The sequence below is a fragment of the Rhodococcus artemisiae genome (assembly GCF_036327795.1).
Taxonomy (GTDB): Bacteria; Actinomycetota; Actinomycetes; order Mycobacteriales; family Mycobacteriaceae; genus Rhodococcus; species Rhodococcus artemisiae.
Window position 1 is genome coordinate 77,424 of record NZ_JAUTXY010000017.1, and the last position, 21,416, is coordinate 98,839.

A 21,416-nucleotide genomic window follows, 5' to 3' on the forward strand; every position below is an offset into this window, starting at 1 on the left:
TTTCTTGGAGTACGTCATGTCACCCGCCGACGCTTTCACTTCCGGTTCGCGCAACATCACGCCGCCGACCAAGCCTGCTCCCGCCGACCAGGCATCGTGGAACAAGCAGAAGAACTCATCGATGCCCACCTACCGGTACCGGCCTTTCGCCGAAGAGGTGGAGCCCGTCTCGCTGCCCGACCGGACCTGGCCCGACAAGATCATCGACCGCGCCCCGGGTTGGTGCGCGGTCGATCTGCGCGACGGCAACCAGGCGCTCATCGACCCGATGAGCCCGGCGCGCAAGCGCCGCATGTTCGATCTGCTGGTCCGCATGGGCTACAAGGAGATCGAGGTCGGCTTCCCGTCGGCGAGCCAGACCGATTTCGATTTCGTCCGGGAGATCATCGAGGACAACGCAATCCCCGACGACGTCACTATCCAGGTGCTGACACAGTCGCGACCCGAGCTGATCACCCGCACCTTCGAGGCCTGCGCCGGCGCGCAGAACGTGATCGTGCATTTCTACAACTCGACGTCGATCCTGCAGCGCCGTGTCGTGTTCAAGGCCGACCAGGCCACCGTCAAGAAGATCGCGACCGACGCGGCGGAACTGGTGATCGAGACGGCGAAGAACTACCCGGACACGAACTGGCGGTGGGAGTACTCCCCCGAGTCGTACACCGGAACCGAACTGTCGTATGCCAAGGAGGTGTGCGACGCAGTCGTCGAGACCCTCGGCGGCACCCCCGAGAACCCGGTCATCATCAACCTGCCGGCCACCGTCGAGATGGCGACGCCGAACGTCTACGCCGATTCGATCGAGTGGATGCACCGGAACCTGGCCGAGCGCGACTCCATCATCCTGTCGCTGCACCCGCACAACGATCGGGGAACCGGCGTTGCTGCGGCTGAGCTGGGCTACCAGGCCGGCGCCGACCGCATCGAGGGTTGCCTGTTCGGCAACGGTGAGCGCACCGGCAACGTGTGCCTGGTGACGCTGGGCCTGAACATGTTCAGCCGCGGCGTCGACCCGCAGATCGACTTCTCCGACATCGACGAGATCCGACGGACCGTCGAGTACTGCAACCAACTGCCCGTCCCCGAGCGCCACCCTTACGGCGGCGACCTGGTCTACACCGCGTTCTCCGGCAGCCACCAGGACGCGATCAACAAGGGCATGGACGTCATGAAGGCGGACGCGGACGCCGCGGGCGCCGACGTCGACGACATCATCTGGGCGGTTCCGTACCTGCCGATCGACCCGAAGGACGTCGGTCGCAGCTACGAGGCCGTGATCCGCGTGAACTCGCAGTCCGGCAAGGGCGGCGTCGCGTACATCATGAAGCACGACCACGGACTGAACATGCCGCGCCGACTGCAGGTCGAGTTCTCGCAGGCCGTGCAGAAGGTCACCGACGGCGAAGGCGGCGAGGTCAGCCCGAAGGAGATGTGGGACATCTTCAACGAGGAGTACCTGGCCCCCATCACGCCGCTCGAGCGCATCCGGCAGAAGGTGACCGCGGCCGAGACCGACGACGGCGAGGACACCGTGGTCGCCGTGCTGAAGGTCGACGGCGTCGAGAAGGAGATCACCGGATCCGGCAACGGACCGCTGGCGGCATTCGTCGACGGCCTGGAATCCCTCGGGTACCAGGTGGCGGTTCGCGGCTATGCCGAGCACGCGATGTCCGCCGGTGACGACGCCAACGCCGCAGCCTTCGTCGAAGCCGACGTGACACGCCCCGACGGCACCACCGCACTGGTGTGGGGTGCGGGTATCGCGCCGTCGATCACTGTCGCGTCGCTGCGCGCCGTCGTCTCGGCAGTCAATCGTGCCCACCGCTGACGCGATGAAGGTGAACCGCACCCACCGCTGACGCGACAATCCCGACCGCACGAACGCGGCGGGCCCCGACCGGGCCCGCCGCGTTCGTCGTCTGCGCCTCACAAGACCCAGAGTTCGCATTCCCCTGCAACAGGACAATCCCGGTTGTACTCTGCGGGTGGCATCTCGACTCGATCGCGTTCCGATTTCACCTGGGGAACTGCGATACTCCGTCGATATCCGAATTCAGTTCGTGCACATGATGGTCCATTCGTAGACGGAGAGTTGCATGGAATTCTGGGACATCATCTGGTATATCATCGTCTGCTTCGCCTTCATCGCTTACCTGATCATGCTGTGGATGATCATCAGCGATCTGTTCCGGAATCGGGAACAGTCCGGCTGGGTCAAGGCCATCTGGATCGTCTTCCTGTTCATCGTCCCGTGGCTCACCGCCCTGGTGTACCTGATCGTGCACGGCGACGGAATGGCGAAACGGTCGGCCCGCGAAGCGGCCGAGTTCAAATCGGCACAAGACAACTACATCCGGGAAGTCGCAGGGGAGAAATCTCCCGCCGAGCACATCGCGGATGCGAAGGCCCTGCTGGATTCAGGCACGATCAATGAGGACGAGTTCCAAGCCCTCAAGGCGAAGGCCCTGGCCTGATCCGGTCTGATCAGTGCTCGGCCGAACGATCGACCCGCGTCGCGGCGGTGCGGAATGCTTCCAGCACCGCGGCGATCGCGGGTCGTTCCGTCGCTCCGGGGCGCGTGACGAGGTCGTAGATCCTCGCCGCTCGGACACCGGCCACCCGCACCCGCACCACACGTGGATGCTGCACCGAGAACCTCGGCATCAGCGCGACACCGCGACCGGCGGCGACGAGCTCTTCGATCACGTGAAAATCGTTGATGCGGTGAACTACCCGGGGTTCCACACCGGTCACGGCGGCGACGGACAACAGCACGTCGTCCACCGGGAAGCCCCCTCGCACACTGATCCAGTTCTCGTCGGCAAGCTCACCCAGCCGCGCTTCGCCGTGGCCCGCGAGACGATGATCGGGTGGGAGTACGAGGTCGATCGGCTCACGTAGCAACCCGGTCGCCGCGACGCGAGGCCCGGCCAGAGTCGGGGCACGTTCGTCCCTGTGGGTGAGAACCACGTCGTAGTCGGCCAGCAGTGGCGGCACCGCCGAGGCGGGCACATCCTCGTCCTGGGCGTCCACATCCACGCCGCTGCTCGCCATGAAATCCAACACGGCGGGCAGTAGGAGCGCAGCGCCCGACGGGAACAACGCGACGCGCACGCGGCCGCGCGGAGAAGTCCGGTACGCGGCCATCTCCGCGTCGGCACGGTCGAGCGCGGCGATCACGTCGTCGGCGCGCACAACCAGCGCCCGGCCCGCATCCGTGAAGCGCAGGCGGCGACCCGACGGCTCCAACAGTGCGACGCCCGCTTCGCGGGCAAGGAGCTTGAGCTGCTGGGATACCGCCGACGGGGTCATCGACAGCGCCGCGGCCGTCGCGGCAACGGTGCCGCGGTCGGCGAGTTCGCGAAGAATCCGCAACCGTGTCGCATCCATGAAGCAAATCTACATATTGGCTTAAGAAAGTTCAGATTGTCGCAATTGTTGCCATAGCGAACAATATGGGAGTGACCACCCGCGCCCGACTCCTCGCCCTGACCGTCGTCCTCCTGTGGGGATGCAACTTCCTCGCCATCCGGGTCGGGATCGATCACTTCCCTCCGATCTTCTTCGCGGGTCTGCGGTTCCTTGTCATCGCCGTCCCCGTCGTGTTGTTCGTACCGCGACCCAAGGTGGCACTGCGCTGGCTTCTGCTCTACGGCCTGGCATTCGGATTCGCGCAGTTCGGATTCCTGTTCTGGGCGATGAACGCGGGGCTCGCGACCGGTCTTGCGTCGTTGGTCCTGCAATCCTCCGCCCCGATGACCGTCGTACTCGGCGCGGTGCTGCTCGGGGAACGACTCGGGCGCACCCAGATCATCGGACTCCTCGTCGCCATCGCCGGAATGCTGCTCGTCGCAGTGGCGCAGGGTGGCAGCAGCGTCGGACTCGTACCCCTTCTGCTCGGGCTGCTCGCCGGCCTCTCGTGGGCGATCGCCAATATCGCGACACGGAAGGCGAAATCCACCGAACCGATGAAACTGATGTCCTGGATGTGCGTGATCGCCACCGCCCCGCTGTTCGCGGTGTCGTGGATCGTCGAGGGCCCCACCACCGGCTGGGCCGCACTCGCCTCCGCCTTCTCCACCGGAGAAGGACACATCGCACTCGTCGGCCTCGCCTACACCGCCATCGCGGGCACCATCGTCGGCACCGGCATCTACGTCGCTCTCCTCGGTCGGTATCCGGCGAGCACCGTGGCCCCGCTGTCGCTGATGGTGCCGATCGTCGGGTTCACGGTCGCGTGGGCCGCGCTCGGGGAGGTACCAACACCGCTGACACTCGCCGGCGGGGTCGCGGTGATCGCGGGGGCACTCGTCGCGCAGTCGGCGGGGCGCCGGGCGGCAGGTGCCGCCGGACCACTAGGGCGTCTCCGGCGCCGGGGCATCGTTCGGGCTACTCCAGGGGCCGAAGAGACGTGCCGGCACGGGGCGTCGCTCCACGTGCCTGCACCGCCCGGGTGACGCGATCGGCAACTCCTCGTACCACCCGCCCGGCCGCCGCACGTGCACGTGTGCTTCCCCCGCGACGACTCCCGAAGGCTCGCGGCCGAGCAGCCGCGCCAGCACGTAGGTCGCGCTCAGGCTCGTGACGTCGCGGATGACTCCGAGCGGAAGCAGCGAACCGGTCTCGGCGAGAAGTTCCCGCTCACCCGCGCGCAGTACCAGCCGCAAGCCCGGGGCAATGCCCTGCACCGCCAGCGAGACCGCGATGTTGTCACGATCGTCGGATCCGACCGCTGCCAGCGCAAGGGCACGCTGCACCCCGATCCGCTCGAGCAGACCACGGTCTCCGCCGTTGCCCAGGACCACCGGGATGCCCAATTCCCGCACCTCCCCCAGGTGCTTCGCGTCGGTATCGCGTTCCACGCCCACCACCGGGATGCCCAGCTCGCGTAGTTCCCGGCACAATCGCAGACCGACCTGTCCGAGTCCGACGACGATCACGTGCCCCGACCGCGGCAGCGACCGCCGCCCCCACAGGGCCGTCAACCGGGGTCCGAGGAGCCGGTCCACGACTCCGGCGGTGAACATCGCGGTGAACACGATCGTCGCGAGCATCGCCGACGACGCGATCAGCCCGTACATCTCGTTCCCGTGCGGATCTCCCGCCGGTCCGACCGTCGTGACCACCCGCACCGCCTCGTGGAAGGCGTCGACAGCACCGTGGCCCTCACCGAACGTCAACCACGCCCAGTCCCCCAGCATCACGACGGCCAGACCGAACAGCCCGGCGATCAGAATCCGCGTCCCGGTCTCGTGTCCCCTCATCGCGGCCGTCAACTGACCCACGCTGCGCTTCCACCACGGCACCCGCAACACCGTGATCGGAACCTCGTCGAGCACGTCCCCGACCTTGCGGACGCCGCGCGGACCACGCCCCGTCGACGTCACCGCCAGCAAATCCGGCGCCACGCACGGACCGGCCAGCGACGCCGCAGCCAGATCCGCCGGCGAGGTCACATCGCACTGCGGCAGGAAACGCGCGAGCTGATCACCGATCGTGCGGTCGAAGATCGTCGCGACCATCGGCACCTCCGGATGCAGGTGCCCCGCGGCCAGCGCGTACCGCAGCGCCACGACATCGTCCTGCAACAGGATCGCGATGCCCGCGATCGGCTCACCGGTGAGCAGGTCGTGAAGCTGTTCGTCGTCGGGTTCGGACTCGTGCCGGACCGCGATGTCCTGGGCACGCAGCGATGCACACACGCGACGCGCCACCGTGGTGTCGCCGACGATCACGTAGGCACCCGCCCTGATTCCCGTCGTATCGTTCTCGAGCACGGAACTCACCTCCGCAGGTCGCGTTCCCCTCGATACCCTGTGTGCCTCCAGGGGAGCACGCAGGCCGCTGCTCTGCACCCGCCCACGACTCCTCTGTGAGCGATTCCGGCCACCGGTTCGCTTTGTGACCGTGCGGACAGCACTGCGGCTCCGCGACCCGAACGCGGCTATGGAAAACTCGCCCGGGTGGGAACTAGCACTGGAATCACCACCCGCGGCAGGCTTGCACTGCGCGCGGCGAAAGCTGCTGCGTGGGCGTCGCGCAAGGCCGGACGCGGTAACGGCTCGATGATCGGCGGGCTCATCGCCCTCGCGATCGATCCCGACCTGATGACGCAGCTCGGGCGCGGGCGCCGCACCGTGCTCGTCACCGGCACCAACGGAAAGTCCACGACCACGCGGATGACCGCGGCAGCGCTCGAGACCCTCGACGCCGTGGTGACCCAACCCGACGGCGCGAACATGGACGCCGGCATCGTCGCGACGCTCGCCGCGAACCGCACCGCGCGGCTCGCGGCGATCGAGGTCGACGAGCTGCACACCCCACACGTCGCCGATGCGCTCGAGCCCGAAGCCATCGTGCTGCTCAACCTCACCCGAGATCAGCTGGACCGCGTCGGCGAGATCAACATGATCGAGCGCAAACTTCGCGCGGGGCTGCAGGGGCACACCAGCGCAACGATCATCGCCAACTGCGACGACGTGCTCGTGACCTCGGCTGCTTTCGACAACCCGAACGTCGTGTGGGTAGCGGCCGGAGCCGGGTGGGCCGGCGACTCCGTCAGCTGCCCCCGCACCGGCGAACCCATCGTGCGCGACGGCGACCACTGGTACAGCACGGGATCGGACTTCGCCCGTCCCACGCCCGACTGGTGGGTCGACGACGACAACCTCTACGGGCCCGACGGGCTCGTCCTCCCCCTGACACTGACCTTGCCGGGCCGCGCGAACCGCGGCAATGCGGCACAGGCCGTTGCAGCCGCCGTCGCACTCGGCGCCGATCCGGCCAAGGCCGCGGCAGCAACGTCCGTGGTCGAAGAGGTCGCGGGACGCTACAAGACCGTTCAGGTCGGGCCTCATTCGGTGCACATGCTGCTGGCGAAGAACCCGGCCGGCTGGCAGGAAGCACTGTCGATGATCGATCCGACCGTCGACGGCCTGGTGATCGCGGTCAACGGTCAGGTCCCGGACGGCGAGGACCTGTCGTGGCTGTGGGACGTGCGATTCGAACACTTCGAGGGTGTCCAGGTGGTCGCTGCAGGTGAGCGCGGCACCGACCTGGCCGTGCGCCTGACGTACGCCGGAGTCGAGCACACACTCGTCGCGGATCCGTTGCGCGCCATCGCCTCGTGCCCTCCCGGACGCGTCGAGGTTCTCGCCAACTACACGGCGTTCCGGGATCTGAACACCGCGATCGCCAAGGGGGCTACGAATGTCTGAGTCGACCGTGCGGATCGGCCTCGTCCTGCCCGACGTCATGGGCACCTACGGCGACGGCGGCAACGCACTGGTATTGCGCCAACGCCTCCGCATGCGTGGCCACGACGCGGAGATCATCGAACTCGGCCTGAACGATCCTGTCCCCGACTCGCTCGACCTCTACGCACTCGGCGGCGCCGAAGACGCGGCGCAGCGCCTCGCGACACGCCACCTCCAGCGCTACCCGGGCCTGCAGAAAGCGGCGGAACGCGGTGCACCCGTCCTGGCGATCTGCGCGGCCATCCAGGTCCTCGGACACTGGTACGAGACCTCGGCCGGCGAACGGGTCGACGGTGTGGGCCTCCTCGACGCGACAACGTCGCCGCAGAAGACCCGCGCGATCGGCGAAATCGTCATCGCCCCGAGCATCCCAGGTCTCACCCTGCCCGTCTCCGGTTTCGAAAACCACCGGGGCGGAACGACGCTCGGATCCGATGCGAGCCCCCTCGGCAAGGTGACCCGCGGCGTGGGCAACGGCGTCGGCGACGGAAACGAAGGCGCCGTGCAGGGTTCGGTCTACGGAACGTATCTGCACGGCCCGGTGCTGGCACGCAACCCGGAGTTCGCCGACCACCTGCTCGCTCGCGCGCTGGGTGTCGAATCGCTGCCGCCGCTCGACCTTCCGGAAGTCGAACAACTCCGCCGGGAACGACTGCGCACGTAGAGGGTTCAGTCCCGCACAATGTGGGAGAGAATCAGGTCGGCCAGCTTGCCCGGGGCCTCGTCCGGGATCCAGTGACTGACCCCGGCGAGCGTTTCGAGCCGATAGGGCGCCGCGACGTACCGAGGGTTGGCGTCGACTGCGGCGCGCCCGATCGCGACGTCGGCGTCGCTCCACACCATGAGAGTCGGTACCTCGACACGACCGAGACTCGAGCGGGGATCGGTCAGCGGCAGCGCGCGGTACCAGTTCAGCCCGCCACGGACCGCGAACCGATCGCCCATACGCTCGACATCGCGTGCGGCGGCGGCCGGTAACTGTCCGGTCCTCCGCAGGACGGCGTTGCTCACCGCCGGAACGGTCAACAGCTTCTCCGGGATCCACGGCAACTGGAACGCCACCATGTACCAGGATCTGAACAATTGCGTGCTGGTGACCATCGACCGCAGGAACGCTGCGGGATGGGGCACGGACACCGCGGTCAGTGTGCGCACCACAGTCGGATGCCGCGCGGCCGACGCCCATGCGACAGCTGCACCCCAATCATGTCCGACGAGGTGCACGGGACCGACCCCGAGCTGCGCGATGAGGGCATCGACGTCGTCGGCGAGGTGGAAGAGCCGGTAGTCGCGGCGACGCCGCGGACGAGCCCGCGGCGAGTAGCCGCGTTGATCGGGTGCGATCGTGCGATACCCCGCCTCGTGCAGATCCGCCGCGACGTCGTCCCACGACCGTGAATCCTGCGGGAATCCGTGCAGGAGAACCACCGGTTCGCCGTCGATCGGGCCTTGATCGCGCACGTCGAATGTGAGGCCGTCGCGCACGACGGTACTGATACGTTCCCCCACCGCCGCCTCCCCACCTGCCCTGAACAGGGGTTCGGCCCGTCGATTCGCTTTACGCGATCTCCGGGCCGGATCTCTGCTTCACGAGCCTCTGTCGTCCTCGGACGTCTGCTCGATTCGCACCTCCGATGTTAGCTACATCACACCTAGTACGTCAAGGGCAGTATCCTGATGTCGGACTTCTGGCGCATCACGCAGCGCGTGATGCGCAACGGACGCGGACTCCCACCCGCACATTCTCGGCACGAACCGGTCGTCGACACGGCCCCTCAACGGGGGAGGAACCCCGATGATCCTCGAGCAGTACTACCTCCAATGTCTTTCCCATGCGTCGTACATGATCGGCGACGACACCACCGGCCGAGCAATCGTGGTGGACCCCCGCCGCGACATCGGCGAATACCTGACCGACGCCGACCGCCTCGGCCTGAGCATCGAAGGCGTCGTCAACACCCATTTCCACGCCGACTTCGTCTCCGGACACCTCGAACTCGTCGAGGCGACGGGTGCCTGGATCGGATTCGGTGAAGCGGCCGAAACCGAATACCCGATCCGCCGCCTCGCACACGGCGAGCACATCTCGCTCGGAGAAGTGGACCTGGAGATTCTGTCGACACCCGGTCACACGTGGGAATCGATCAGCATCCTCGTACGCGAGAACCCGGATGCCGAACCCACCGCCGTCCTCACCGGCGACTCGATGTTCATCGGCGACGTCGGCCGTCCCGACCTGGCAAACCTCCGAGACGGTTCGACGGCGGATCTCGCCCACGCCATGTACCGCACGATCCACGACACCCTGCTGAAACTTCCCGACGACACCACCGTGATGCCCGCGCACGGCGCCGGCTCGTCGTGCGGGAAGAACCTCTCGTCGGAACTCACCTCGACGATCGGCCGGCAGCGCCTCACGAACCCATCGGTGCAGCCGATGCCCGAGGACGAATTCGTCGCCCTGATCACCGAAGGACAGCCCGCCGCCCCCGGCTATTTCTCGACCGATGCCGAGATGAACAAGCACGTCCATCCATTGCTGAGTTCCACACGTATCGTCCCGGAGCTCTCCCCTGCGGAGATTCGGAAGCAAACAGGTTCCGGCACAGTGATTCTCGATGCCCGCAGTGTGGACGATTTCGCCGCCGGACATCTACGCGGCTCCGTGAACGTCGGATTCGACGGGCGCTTCGCCGAGACGAGCGGGATGGTCGTCGAGGTGGGCGAGCCGATCGTGCTGATCACCTACCCCGGCGAAGAACAGATGGCCGCACTCCGGCTCGCACGCATCGGTCAGGACAATGTGATCGGCTATCTCGGCGTCGACCACGACCGACGGTTCCCCGCCGAACTCACCGACCTGGTCCGCACCGCTCGTCGCATCGACGTCGACGAGCTGCTGGAGCTTCTCGCGGCCGACAGCATCACGCTGCTCGACATCCGCAATCCCGGCGAACGCGCCGCCGGAGCCATCGCCGGATCCGTCACGGTTCCGCTCGCACAACTCCGGACCAGGCTCGATCAGGTGCCGACAGGAAAGCCGATCGTCGTGCACTGCGCCGGCGGATGGCGCTCGAGTGTCGCGGCATCACTGTTGCGCGCGAAAGGGTTCCAGGACGTGACCGATCTGATCGGCGGATACGGCGCGTGGGTCGCCATGAAAGCGACAGCCTGATCCAGCGTCTCCGCTACACCTCGGTTGCATCGACAAAGTCTGCGTTGGCAAGAATCCGGGACGGAACATGGTTCGCCCACCCGGACTCGGGCCAGTTGAACCATCCCGACGAGGCGAAGGTCCCGCCATCCGGGTGCAGCGTGGTGCCGGTGATGAACGACGACAAATTCGACGCCAGGAACACCACACTGTTCGACACATCGGTGACGTGCCCGGCCCGGCCCATCGGGATCGCGACGCGGACCCCTTCGGGGGTGGACAGGGACGAGTCGCCGCCACCGAGCGAGGCGAGCTTGGCAAGGTTGGGTGTCGGAACATAGTCGGGCGCAACATTGTTGACCCGGATTCCGTCGGGCGCGACCTCGATCGAGAGTGTCCGCGCGAACTGCTCGACAGCCGCCTTCGCAGCCGAGTAGACGGCGAAACCCGGCGCCGCGCGATGCGCTTCGATGGTCGTGAGATTGATGATGCTCCCGCCGCGACCACCGGCCTGCATTCGAGGCACCGCGAGCGAACACGCGTGGAGCACATGCGAGAGGTTGGTGCGCAGGATCGCATCCCATCCCTTCGCGCCGGTGTCGACGAATTGTGCCCGGAACGTGCCGCCGACGATGTTGACGAGGGTGTCGACGCGACCCCAGCGCTCGTCGACCTGCTCGAACAGCGCTGTCAGCGCGTCGGGGTCACGGGCGTCGCCCTGCGTGACGATGTGGTCGACGCCCTGCTTGTCGAGCACATCACGTACTTCTTCCACCGCGGCCTCGTCGAGGTCGATGACGGCGGGGCACACCCCGTTCGCCGCAAGATCCTCCACGATGGCGGCACCGAGGCCTCCGGCACCGCCGGTGACCACTGCGACCGTCCCGTCGAGCGCCGCGCGCTGTTCGAACCAGCTCATGTCGCTCATCTGCTTCCGATGTAGGTGGCGCCGAAGGACTCGAGGAAATCTGTGGTGGCCGAGAGTCCGTCTATGGGACACGACACCAGCACCCAATCGACGCCTGCCTTCTCGAGCTGCTCGAGCACGTCGCGATGACGGTCGGCCTCGACGGACGACAACATGATTTCCTGGCTGTACGAGTAGACGACGTCGATGTGGTCGGTGCGGCCGGCCGTGACCGCCTGGGCGCGAAGTTCGGCGATATCACCGCCGAGTTGCTCGACCGGACCGAGTGCTGCGGTGCGCGCCGTGGTGCTCAGGGTCGCGCCGCCGGACATCGGCATCCAGCCCTGAGCACGCTGGGCAACGCGTCGTCTGGTCAGTTTGGAGTTGCCCCCGATCCAGATCGGGATCGGATCCTGGACGGGGCGCGGCCGGGCGATGATGTCCTGCGCACTGAAATGCCGCCCCTGATACGAGAAGGGTTCGCCGCTCCAATGCAGCGGGAGCACGTCGAGAGCCTCGTCGAAGAGGGCGTTGCGCTCATCGAAGTCGACGCCGAGTGCGTGGAATTCACGCTTCTGGTATCCCGTTCCGATGCCGAGGGTGAACCGTCCGCCGGACAGCTTGTCGAGCGTGGCGGCCCCCTTCGCGAGCAGGAACGGATTGCGGTAGGGAACCACTGCGAGATAGGTGAGCAGCCTCAGTCGCTCGGTAGCGGCCGCCACGTAGCCGAGCGCGACGAACGAGTCGAGGGTTTGATGCCCGCCGCGCTCGAGCCACTTCGCGCCCGGCGCCGGATGTTCACTGAAGGAGAGCGCATCGAACCCGGCCCGCTCGGCTGCGACGGCGACGTCGCGCAGTGGACCCGGATCGAGAACATCGCCGTCGGAGCCGCTGATCTCGGGGTAATGGAAGATGAAGCGCATCGCCTGCCTCGTCGCACCTGAGAATCCGACCGGGATTCTGAATCGAGAAAATCATCCTTCCGATTCAAGATAGCCCGATTCTCATATGATGCAACAGGCTCGAGCTGGACCCGTTCCTTGGTTCGGTGTCGCTACTTCGCGTCGGCGCCGTCGAGCATCCACCTATCGTCGATGCGCTTCAACGTGATGAGGAACCTCGTTGCGTCGTTTCGTCCCTCGGGGACGACGACGTTCTTGACGTCCTGATCGAGAAACACCAGCACCGTGGCGGTGTCGCCGTCGAGCGTCTCGAGGCCGGCGTGCGAGACCGTCGCGACCGACGAGCCCTGCCCGTTCTCGACGAGTCCTCGCAGGTCGCCCGCGACGCCCGAGTACTTCGCCGCGAACTCCTCGGTGGAGGCCGCGGCCACGGCCTCGAGTGAATCGTCGAACGACCGGTAATCGTAGGTGCCCAGGGTCGTCGCGTACTCCCGAGCGGTGTCGACCGCCTCGGTACGCAAGGAATCGGTCTGCTCTGCCTGCCACCACCGGTATCCGAAGAAGCCGGCGACGACCGCCAGCAGCACGATCACCGCGATGGCCACCGCCCGTCCGATTCCGGAGCGTCGTGTGGGCCGCTGATCCGATTCGTCGGTATCGGCCCTCGCCGGCGCCGACTCTTCGGTCGCGGCGTCCGCCGACTTTCGGGTCGGGTCCTCGTCGGTCATTGCCCGAGTCCTTCCAAGAGTTTCTGCCAGTAGTTCAGGGCCTCGACCCCGGTCGGGATCAGGAGCGGATCGTCCGCCATGTCCGGACCCACCACGCTCCCGGGAGTGGTCTGTGCCTGCAGGCCCAGATCGTTCGGCCTCGGAGCGACACGTGCGCCGCGTTGAGAGAGATCTTCTCCGGGCGGGCAGTACAGCGTCCGGTTGGGCTCACGCGGGCTCTCGTCACCGACCGTCATCCGCTGAGTGTCGTAGACACAGACCGGCCCCTGCGTCCCGACCAGAGAGAAGTCGGCGCGGTCCCCCTTGACGATGCCGGACAGGTCGGCGAGCGTCGCCGGCATCGCATCGAGGAGCGCGGAGGCCGCCGGCGCCCGAGGACCGGCCACCTCCCCGATCGTGACGAGGTTCGTCATCAGCACGCCGAAGTTGTCTTTCGTACCGGCGAACAATTCTTCGGTGCGTGCAAGCGCATCGGGCGACCGATCGAGCAAGTACACCAGCGATTCCTTGCTCCCGACGAGTTGGTCCGACACGTCACGGAACGCACGCATCGAGCCCGGGAACCCCTCCGAATTGCGCGCGAGTGAGTCGACCAGGCCCAGGCCTTCGTCGAGCAGCGTCGCGATGGTCGGCGCGCGTTCTGCGACCATCGTCGACAGAGCGTCGGCGTTCTCGATCAGTGCCTGCAGTTCCGGACCGGTGTCGCGCAGCGCGGTGCCCCAGGTGTCGCCCAGCGACACGATCGAATCGGCGTCGACACTCTCGATCAGCTCGGTCATGTGCACGAGCAACTCGTCGAGACGCATTCCCTGCATCTCCTCCGGCACCTCGAGCGTGTCGCCGCTCTGCAGATACGGCCCGTCCGCGGTCTCGGGCTCGATATCGAGGGCAAGGATGCCGATGGCCGTTGCAGTGGACACCCGGCCGACGCTACCGACCGGGATCTGCGTTCCGGGGTCGAGCGAGAGTTCCGCTGTCGACCCGACGCCGCCCGAGTTGATCGTGACCGACTCGACCGTCCCCACCGCCACACCGCGGTAGGTGACCGAGGTGCCCGGTCCGATGCTGCGTGCATCGGCCAGCTGCGCCGTCAGTTCGACGGCACCGCCGAAGCTCTGCGGGCCCAGCACGTACCGGACGCCGAACGCGGTCGCGAAGACACCGACCAGCACGAACGCGACCAGCTGGATGAGAACGGGGCGGGTCATCCGATTCCCCCCTGCAGCAGATCGGTCAGGCTCGACGCGATGTCGGTCGGCGGCGGTGCGTCGGTCTCCGCGCCGGGCGGCACACCGCCGGTCACGAGCAGGTCGATCGCGGCAGGAATGTCGAAAGCGCCGTCGAACAGTAGGTAGTCGCCCCGCACGGCCGAGTTGAAACCGGTGATGAAGTCGTTGACATCGACGAGCATCGACCCCACCGTCGTGTTGAAGTCGCGGATTCCTGCGGTGATCTCTGCGAGGTCGTCGACCGCGACACCGATCGTGGCTTCGTCGGCCATGACCGTGTCGATCGACGACACGGCTGTCGCCGTACTCGACACCAATGTCCGGAGGTCCTGTTGTTGCGCGGCGAGGAGCCCGATCAGTACAGCGCTGTCGGCGATCCCGTTGTCGATCAGTTCCTGCTGCTGCGCAAGCCGCGCGGTCACCGAATCGACGGCCGCGAGCGTCCTTTCGAGGTACTCGGTGTTCTCGTCGGCCAGAGCCATGGTGGAGTCGAGCTCGGTGAGCATCGTGCGGATCGACGTCCCACGGTCACCGAAGGCCGCATCGAGTTCGGTGGTGATGGTGCGGAGCTGGTCCAGTCCACTACCGTTCACGACGTTGCCGAGCATCGCGAAGGTGCTCTCGATGTCGGGGCCGAGCTCGGTCCGGGTGATGGTGTCTCCGTCGGCGAGCAGTTCTTTCGACGCCTCGTCCGGCATGTCTATCCGAATGTACGGGCTACCCAGTGCCGACTGCAGTCGCACGGACGCACCGACGTTCGCCGGCAGATCCACGGACTCGGTCATGCTGAGTTCGACGAAGGCCTGCCGACCGTCGGTCGACATCGAGTTCACGCGGCCCACGATGGCCTGCCCCGCGCGGACCTCGGCACCGAGGTCGACGCGATCGGCGCTTCCGAAGATCGCGGTCACCGTGTAGGTGGAGCCGGGACCGGTCCGGCCCATGGGCAGACTCTGGAAGCCCAGCCCGCAGCCGGAGGTCAGCAGCCCGACCGCCGCGACCAGGACGACGACCACGGTCTTACTCCGCATCATCGCGTGCCTCCCTCGCCCAGCGCACGATCCAGCGACTCGGGCACAAGGTCCTCGAACGGATCGGACAGGTCGAACGGCACGGTGATCGGATTCGTGAAGCCTGCACCGGTGCACAGCGGCAGCGGTTCGCGGGCACACAACTCCTGCGCGCGCGGGAACTGACTGATCTGCGTCGAGATGTTCAACCGGATGCGGCCACGCCCGTTCTCTCCGATCGCCTGGTCGATGTTCTGCATGGCGAGCGGCAGGACGTCGAACAGTTCCGCGAATCCCACCTCGTTCGCGGCGAAGGTATCGGTGAGGGTGCGGGCATTCGCCATGAGCTCTCGGGCGTCGCCACCACGCTCGGCGAGGAGAGTGTCGAGTTGATCCAGGATCGTGGTCAGCTGCGTGATCGGTGCCGAGACATCGATGTTCTGCCGCTGAAGCTCCTCACCGAGCTCGGCGACGCCGTCGACGAGTGCTTCGAGCGATCCCTCACGAGAATTCACCGCATGCACGGCCGTCCCGAGGTCGCCGATGAGTTCGCCTATGTCTTCCGACTTGGCGCCGACCACCGATGTCGCTTGGCCGAGCGCGATGATCGCCCGGTTCATCTGTTCGCCGAGACCCTCTGTGGCGGTGGCGGATACCTCCAGTGTACGACCGAGGTCGCCGCCCTCCGGGCCCATCGCAGCGGCGAGAGTATCGATGCTCTCGAGCATCTCGTCCCAGTTGATCGGAGAATGGCTGCGTTCGACGGGAATCACATCGCGGTCGCCGAATTGCGCTCCGTCGCGGTAGGCGGGCGCGAGCTCGACGAACCGGTCGCTGATGACGGACGGATTCATCACGAACGCCGAGACATCCTCGGGCAGAGCGATGTCGGACGGCACGCTCATCGTCACCTCGACGTGCGTCCCGGCGGGACGCACCTCCTCGACGGTACCGACGGGAAGGCCCAGCACCGCGACATGACTACCCGGGTAGATCCCGCTCACAGTGGCGAACTGTGCGGTGACGGTGCGGGTCCGGTCGGGACCCACGACGTACCACACTCCGGCAGCGCACAACGCCAGCACCGCCACGATGGCAACACCGCGGATCGACCACGTCTTCACAGCCGGATTCACTTGCAACCCTCCATCACTCCGATGGAGCACAGGAAATTGTCCGGAATCGGCCCGGCAGGCGCATGGACGTCGACCCACGTCCCGTTACCCGCGGCATTGGTGGCTGCGCGTAGGGCCGACGGGAATTCGAGAAGGATACGGTCGATGTTGCCGGCGTTCGCCGCGAGTGTGTCGGTCACCGAACGCATGTTCACGATCAGCCCGTTCAGGTCGTCGGAGTTGTCGGTCAGGAACGTCGCGGCCGACTCCGTGAGTGCGCGAAGATCCTCCACCAGCTGGAAGAGCGCTTCCTTTCTGGCGGTAAGGATGCTCACCACCGCGGTCGAGTTCTCCACCAGCGCGGCAACGTCTTCGCTCTGCTCGGTGACGATCGATGTGAGTGATTTCGACGCCTTCAGCAGGGACGTGATCCGTGCGTCGTTGCGAACCAGCATCTGCGAGGTCGCCTCCACCCCGGCGAGTGCGGAGGCGATCTGCTCCGAATCTGCGGGCATCGTGTCGGCGAGGGTCTGCATCATCGCCTCGAGCCCCCCGACATCGAGTCCGTCGGCCACGCGCTCGGCATCGGTGGCGAGTTCGTCGAGGCTGTAGGGCACACCGGTGCGCGCCAACGGAATCAATCCGTCGTCGAGTTCACCGGCTCCGGCGGGACTCAGCGAAAGATACAGCTTGCCGAGGACAGTCCTGAGCTTCACCTCTGCTGTGGTGCGGTCGCCGAGGTTCTGCGACCGATCCACTCGGAAGTCGACGATCACGCGATCACCCGACAGTTCCATCGACTCGACCCGCCCGGCCGGGACTCCGGCCACGTAGACGGGGTCGTTCGGCTTCAGACCGGCCGCATTGGCGAGTTCGGCGGTGTACGAATCCGTGCGGAGCCAGTAGGTCACCGTCGGAGCTGCCAGCGCCGCCAGCATGAGGACTGCGACCGACGCAATACCGGCGACACCCAGCACCACCGGGTTCGCATTGCGATCGTGCCGGCCCGAGAAGATCGCGGCGAATGTGTCACGAAGTGTCCGTGCGATACACCGAGACGTCCAACGCCGAAACCGGCTCATCGGCACACCTCCGAATAGGTCGACCCGAAGATGTTCGCCTCGAAGTCGTTCGATTCGATCGTGAAGTTGCACATGTAGAGGTTGAGCCAGCCACCATAGTCGCCGATCCTGTTGATCTTGTGTCCGAGTTCCGGCAGCAGCGCCATCGATCGGTTGAACTCGTCGGTCTGCGGAATCCAGGCATCGGTCATGAGTCGCAGGTCGGTGACGGTGGTATCGAGCGGCGCCATGGCACCGGACATCAGCACCGACGTGGATCGCACCGCCGAGGAGCCGCGGTCGATGAGGGTGGCGAACTGCTCGGTGTCGCCCGCGAGCGCCTGTCCTACCACGTTCATGCCCGAGATGAGTTGCGATACTTCATCACTGCGGCGGTCGACCACCGTCGCGAGTTGTTCGAGATTCACGATGACATCACCCAGGACCTGCTCCTGCTCGACGATGTCGGTGCTGACGGAAGCCACGTGCAGGAGCAGGGATTCGAGGGTCGCACCCTGCCCTTGGAATGCGTCGACGACCGAGGACGCCAATGAGTTCATCTGTGCCGGTTCGATCGCTTCGAACAGCGGCTTGAACCCGTTGAGCAGGGCCGTGAGGTCGACGGGGGGCGTGGTCTGTTCGATCGGGATCGTCGAGCCCGGTTCGAGCACCTGGCCGGATGTGCCGTCGGGCAGGCTCAGGGCGACGTACCGGACACCGATCATGTCGCCGTAGTTGATATCGGCGAGTACGTCGGTGGTGAGCTCGTGACCGGACTCGATCTCGAATTCGACTGCAGCACGCGAGGTGCCATCTACCTGCGGTTCGAATCTCACTTTCGACACCTGGCCGACACGCACGCCCGCGAGTGTGACGTCGCTGCCGGGGGTGAGGCCTTCGACGTCGGTGAACTCCGCGGCGTACTCGCTGGTGGATCCGATGACGGGGCGCTCCAGGGTGTTACCGACGACGACCGCCGCGAGCACTCCGACCATGCACAACCCGGCGAGCTGGATCCCCTGTCCGATATTCGACTTCACCGAATACTCACCGCCGCCCCTCTGACGAGCGGGCCCAGAAGGACCGAGGCCGCGGTGGACGGATCACGGAGTAGCGCTGCAGGGTCGGCGGGGTCGACGCTCGCGGAGATCTGCTCGAGGAATCCGAGCGGCGCGCTCTCCTCGGCGGCCGACACCACCTGCCGGCGGGCGGTCGCCGAGGTCTGGACCGGGGCGCCGCAGTTCGACCCCTCCATGCCGGGGTATCTCGGACAATCCGCGCTGGTATACGGCATGGGGTCGGCGAGATCGGCGATGGCGGTGATGTTGAACCGTCCGGTCGAGAACACTCGCGCGCCCGCTTCACCGAAGATCCCCAGGTATCTCAATGTCTCGTCGAGCCCCTCCGTGTTGCCGGCGAAGGCTCCGACGACCGGCGCTCCGTTGCGCACGACCGCAATCATGTTGTCGGTGTTCGAGGAGAGGAGGTCGGCTCCCTGTGTTCCGAGTGCTGCACCGCCGGAGAGCAGACGGGCGATCCCGTCTTCGTGCGCGAGGGCGATCCGCGACAGTTCCGAGGCGTTCTGCATGACCGTGATGGCATCGTCGGTGGCGGCGGACATCGATTCGGCCACGGCAGCCATCTGCGGCGCCGCTGCGATACCGGCGTCGACCAGCGGGCCCAGGTCCTCCGTCAGTGCAGCCATCCTGTCGATCGTCGCGCCCAGGGATTCTCCGCGACCCTCCAGAGCCTGGCTCACGGCGTCGAGCGCGGTGGCCAGCTGTTCGGGGCGCAACTGTTCGAGCAGGTCGGCGGCACGATAGTAGAGGTTGGCGAGCTGCACGGCCTCGTCCGACGTATCGACGGTGACCTCGTCGCCACCCGAGAGTCGCGGGCCGATCGCCGGATTCTCCGGCGGGACGAGTTCGATGAACACGTCGCCGAACAGCGTGCGCGGCACGATCCGCACCATGACGGACGCGGGGATCTCGGCGATCCGGTCCTGGCCCAGCTGCATGGTCAGGCGAGAGCTGGCGACCCCCGCATCGATACCGACGACGGAACCGACATGTACCCCCTGGTACTGCACACCCGCGGCACCCTGGATCAGGCCCGCTTCGGCCGGCACCGTCGCAGTGACCTGCGGATCACGCGAGAGCGAACCCGCGCCCGAAGCCACGAGCAGCCCACCGACCACGACCAGGACGACGGACGCGACCGCACCGATGACGGCAAGGACGCCCTTGCTCGGCCCTTCGGTCCGGTTCTTGCGTCGCATCCCGGTCCGGCTCTCGGTTCTCACTCGTTCGACGGTGGCAGTGGTCGTCACGACAGCCCGACCCCCGGGATCGTCGGAACCAGACCCCACAGCGCGAACGTCAGGACCACATCGGTGATCCCGATCGCGAGGATGCTCGTGCGCAATGCACGTCCGGCGGCGCGGCCGACACCCTCGGGCCCGCCGGAGGCGTAGAACCCGTACGAGCAGTGGACGATCGCGACGATTATCGCGAAGACCACGGCCTTGGTGAGTGAGTACCAGAGGTCGGTCGGCGACAATGCGAGGTGGAAGTAGTAGTCGTAGGTGCCCGCGGAGTTTCCTTGGAAATTCACGACGACGAGGCGGGTCGCGACATAGGAACCCAGCAGACCCACCATGTAGATCGGGATGACACACACCGCGGCTGCGATGAGGCGGGTACTCGCAAGGAACGGAACCGATCTCACTGCCATTGCGTCGAGCGCGTCGATCTCGTCGGAGATCCGCATCGCGCCGAGCTGCGCGGTGAAGCCGGTACCGACCTTGGCGGCCAACGCGATCGATGCGACGACCGGAGCGAGTTCGCGGGTGTTGGCGATCGCGGAGAGCATCCCCGACAGCGAGGTCATGCCGATGAGTTCGAGACCTCGTTGGGTTTCGACACCCACCATCATGGCGGCGACAGCGGACATCGCGAGCACGATGCCGATCGTTCCACCGCCGGCCAACAGCGACGCGTACCCGAAGCTGACTTCCCCGATGTGGCGTAGGACATGCGAGAAATACCGGTGCAGCGCCGTCGGGATACCCGCTATCGCGCGAAAAGCGAAGACGACATGGCGGCCGACTTCGGCGCATCCGTCGACGACGGCGGTGACCGGCCGTCCTGCCGTCGAACGCACCCGGGTCGCGGTGGAGTACGAGATCATCAGTACGCACCTACGGCCGGCACCATCACCGTATACATCTGGGACAGAACAGTATTCACGACGAACACCATGATGAAGGCGAGAACCACACCTTCGTTGACCGCGTCGGCGACACCACTCGGACCGCCCTTGGCATGGAGCCCCTTGAACGACGCAATGAGAGCCGACGTGACGCCGAAGCAGGCCGACTTGACCATCGCCATGGCGAAGTCCGACAGCCGTCCGTACTCCGAGAGAGTGCGGAGGAATGCTCCACCGGACCCGTCGTTGAGATAGATCTCGTACAGATAGCAGGCGCCGATACCGACGACCGTGACGAGCGCACACAGGATCATCGACACGAGCACCGCCGCGATGAGCCGCGGCACGACGAGGCGCTCGATCACGTTGAGGCCCAAGACCTCCATCGCGTCGATCTCTTCGCGGATGGTGCGCGAACCGAGGTCGGCGCAGATCGCCGAACCACCGACCCCGGCGAGCATCAGCGCGACCACCAGTGCCGCGGCCTGCCCCACGACGACGAACGATACGATCGCGCCGGAATAGGCGCCGGCGCCGAGCTGTCCGGCGAGGGATCCCACCGACACGGCGATGAGCACGCCGATCGGCAACATGAGCAGCAGTGACGGTCCGCTGCAGACCCTTGCTATGAACAGAGCCTGCGTGATCGTCTCCCCCAGAGACAGTTTCCGCTGGACGACGACACGGAACGCGGCTACGAGCGTCTCGAGCGAGAAGCCGACCAACGCGCCGATCTGGATAGCAAGATCGTGCGCCGGGCCTTTCGCCTTCGGTAGCTCGAATGCCACGTTCCCCACCCCCTCGGTGCCTACTGTTCACATGCCCGGGCTCGACGGCCGGCGTC

Annotated in this window: 20 protein-coding genes; 6 read left to right on the top strand and 14 right to left on the bottom strand. The window is 66.3% G+C overall.

What is annotated here, in order from left to right; translation table 11 throughout:
• Positions 1-16 precede the first annotated feature (16 nt).
• Together leuA and Q7514_RS27655 are read left to right on the top strand one after the other, a co-directional pair.
• Positions 17-1,828 carry a 2-isopropylmalate synthase gene (gene leuA / locus Q7514_RS27650; RefSeq protein WP_330136462.1) on the top strand — a complete coding sequence of 604 codons (1,812 nt, stop codon included), beginning with the start codon at positions 17-19 and terminating at the stop codon, positions 1,826-1,828.
• Positions 1,829-2,096: 268 nt separating this feature from the next.
• Entirely contained in the window at positions 2,097-2,474 is a 378-nt protein-coding gene (locus Q7514_RS27655) for an SHOCT domain-containing protein (RefSeq protein ID WP_330136463.1), read from the top strand.
• A 10-nt stretch (positions 2,475-2,484) separates the two neighbouring features.
• Here Q7514_RS27655 and Q7514_RS27660 read toward each other — a convergent pair whose 3' ends face one another.
• Positions 2,485-3,390, bottom strand: a complete 906-nt coding sequence (locus Q7514_RS27660) for a LysR family transcriptional regulator (protein WP_330136464.1) — start codon at positions 3,388-3,390, stop codon at positions 2,485-2,487.
• A 71-nt stretch (positions 3,391-3,461) separates the two neighbouring features.
• Here Q7514_RS27660 and Q7514_RS27665 point away from each other — a divergent pair, with 71 nt between their 5' ends.
• The gene (locus Q7514_RS27665; RefSeq protein ID WP_330136465.1) at positions 3,462-4,457 is read left to right on the top strand and encodes an EamA family transporter; all 996 of its coding nucleotides are present in this window, start codon (positions 3,462-3,464) and stop codon (positions 4,455-4,457) included.
• Here Q7514_RS27665 and Q7514_RS27670 read toward each other — a convergent pair.
• Positions 4,356-5,777, bottom strand: a complete 1,422-nt coding sequence (locus Q7514_RS27670) for a potassium channel family protein (RefSeq protein WP_330136466.1) — start codon at positions 5,775-5,777, stop codon at positions 4,356-4,358. The two genes, Q7514_RS27665 and Q7514_RS27670, sit on opposite strands and share 102 nt — an antisense overlap.
• A 186-nt stretch (positions 5,778-5,963) precedes the next feature.
• Here Q7514_RS27670 and Q7514_RS27675 point away from each other — a divergent pair, with 186 nt between their 5' ends.
• Positions 5,964-7,217, top strand: coding sequence for a MurT ligase domain-containing protein (locus Q7514_RS27675; RefSeq protein WP_330136467.1), 1,254 nt, complete (start codon positions 5,964-5,966; stop codon positions 7,215-7,217).
• Positions 7,210-7,920 carry a type 1 glutamine amidotransferase gene (locus Q7514_RS27680; RefSeq protein WP_330136468.1) on the top strand — a complete coding sequence of 237 codons (711 nt, stop codon included), beginning with the start codon at positions 7,210-7,212 and terminating at the stop codon, positions 7,918-7,920. The genes Q7514_RS27675 and Q7514_RS27680 overlap by 8 nt, the downstream gene beginning before the upstream one ends.
• Positions 7,921-7,925: 5 nt before the next feature.
• Here Q7514_RS27680 and Q7514_RS27685 read toward each other — a convergent pair whose 3' ends face one another.
• Entirely contained in the window at positions 7,926-8,765 is an 840-nt protein-coding gene (locus tag Q7514_RS27685) for an alpha/beta fold hydrolase (RefSeq protein WP_330136469.1), read from the bottom strand.
• A gap of 286 nt (positions 8,766-9,051) precedes the next feature.
• Here Q7514_RS27685 and Q7514_RS27690 point away from each other — a divergent pair, with 286 nt between their 5' ends.
• Positions 9,052-10,431, top strand: a complete 1,380-nt coding sequence (locus Q7514_RS27690; protein WP_330136470.1) for an MBL fold metallo-hydrolase — start codon at positions 9,052-9,054, stop codon at positions 10,429-10,431.
• Positions 10,432-10,444: 13 nt separating this feature from the next.
• Here the strand turns inward: Q7514_RS27690 and Q7514_RS27695 are convergent, their stop codons facing one another.
• The 11 genes from Q7514_RS27695 to Q7514_RS27745 all read right to left on the bottom strand — a co-directional run bounded on the left by Q7514_RS27695 (position 10,445) and on the right by Q7514_RS27745 (position 21,360).
• Positions 10,445-11,329, bottom strand: a complete 885-nt coding sequence (locus Q7514_RS27695; RefSeq protein WP_330136471.1) for an SDR family NAD(P)-dependent oxidoreductase — start codon at positions 11,327-11,329, stop codon at positions 10,445-10,447.
• 5 nt (positions 11,330-11,334) lie between these two features.
• A complete protein-coding gene (locus Q7514_RS27700) occupies positions 11,335-12,240 on the bottom strand; it encodes an LLM class F420-dependent oxidoreductase (RefSeq protein ID WP_330136472.1) in 906 nt (301 codons plus the stop codon).
• Between the two features lie 131 nt (positions 12,241-12,371).
• A complete protein-coding gene (locus Q7514_RS27705; protein WP_330136473.1) occupies positions 12,372-12,947 on the bottom strand; it encodes a hypothetical protein in 576 nt (191 codons plus the stop codon).
• Positions 12,944-14,155, bottom strand: a complete 1,212-nt coding sequence (locus Q7514_RS27710; protein WP_330136474.1) for an MlaD family protein — start codon at positions 14,153-14,155, stop codon at positions 12,944-12,946. The genes Q7514_RS27705 and Q7514_RS27710 overlap by 4 nt, the downstream gene beginning before the upstream one ends.
• Complete coding sequence (locus tag Q7514_RS27715; RefSeq protein WP_330136475.1) at positions 14,152-15,210, bottom strand: MlaD family protein; 1,059 nt, start codon at positions 15,208-15,210, stop codon at positions 14,152-14,154. Before Q7514_RS27715 ends, Q7514_RS27710 begins: the two co-directional genes overlap by 4 nt.
• Positions 15,207-16,322: an MCE family protein gene (locus tag Q7514_RS27720; protein WP_330136476.1), complete on the bottom strand. Its 1,116-nt coding sequence runs from the start codon at positions 16,320-16,322 to the stop codon at positions 15,207-15,209. The genes Q7514_RS27715 and Q7514_RS27720 overlap by 4 nt, the downstream gene beginning before the upstream one ends.
• Complete coding sequence (locus Q7514_RS27725) at positions 16,319-17,383, bottom strand: MCE family protein (RefSeq protein ID WP_330136477.1); 1,065 nt, start codon at positions 17,381-17,383, stop codon at positions 16,319-16,321. The genes Q7514_RS27720 and Q7514_RS27725 overlap by 4 nt, the downstream gene beginning before the upstream one ends.
• A complete protein-coding gene (locus Q7514_RS27730; protein WP_330136478.1) occupies positions 17,380-18,402 on the bottom strand; it encodes an MlaD family protein in 1,023 nt (340 codons plus the stop codon). Before Q7514_RS27730 ends, Q7514_RS27725 begins: the two co-directional genes overlap by 4 nt.
• A complete protein-coding gene (locus tag Q7514_RS27735; RefSeq protein ID WP_330136479.1) occupies positions 18,399-19,664 on the bottom strand; it encodes an MCE family protein in 1,266 nt (421 codons plus the stop codon). The genes Q7514_RS27730 and Q7514_RS27735 overlap by 4 nt, the downstream gene beginning before the upstream one ends.
• Positions 19,665-19,687: 23 nt before the next feature.
• Positions 19,688-20,551, bottom strand: a complete 864-nt coding sequence (locus Q7514_RS27740) for an MlaE family ABC transporter permease (protein ID WP_330136480.1) — start codon at positions 20,549-20,551, stop codon at positions 19,688-19,690.
• Positions 20,551-21,360 carry an MlaE family ABC transporter permease gene (locus Q7514_RS27745; protein WP_330136481.1) on the bottom strand — a complete coding sequence of 270 codons (810 nt, stop codon included), beginning with the start codon at positions 21,358-21,360 and terminating at the stop codon, positions 20,551-20,553. The genes Q7514_RS27740 and Q7514_RS27745 overlap by 1 nt, the downstream gene beginning before the upstream one ends.
• Between the last annotated feature and the right edge of the window lie 56 nt (positions 21,361-21,416).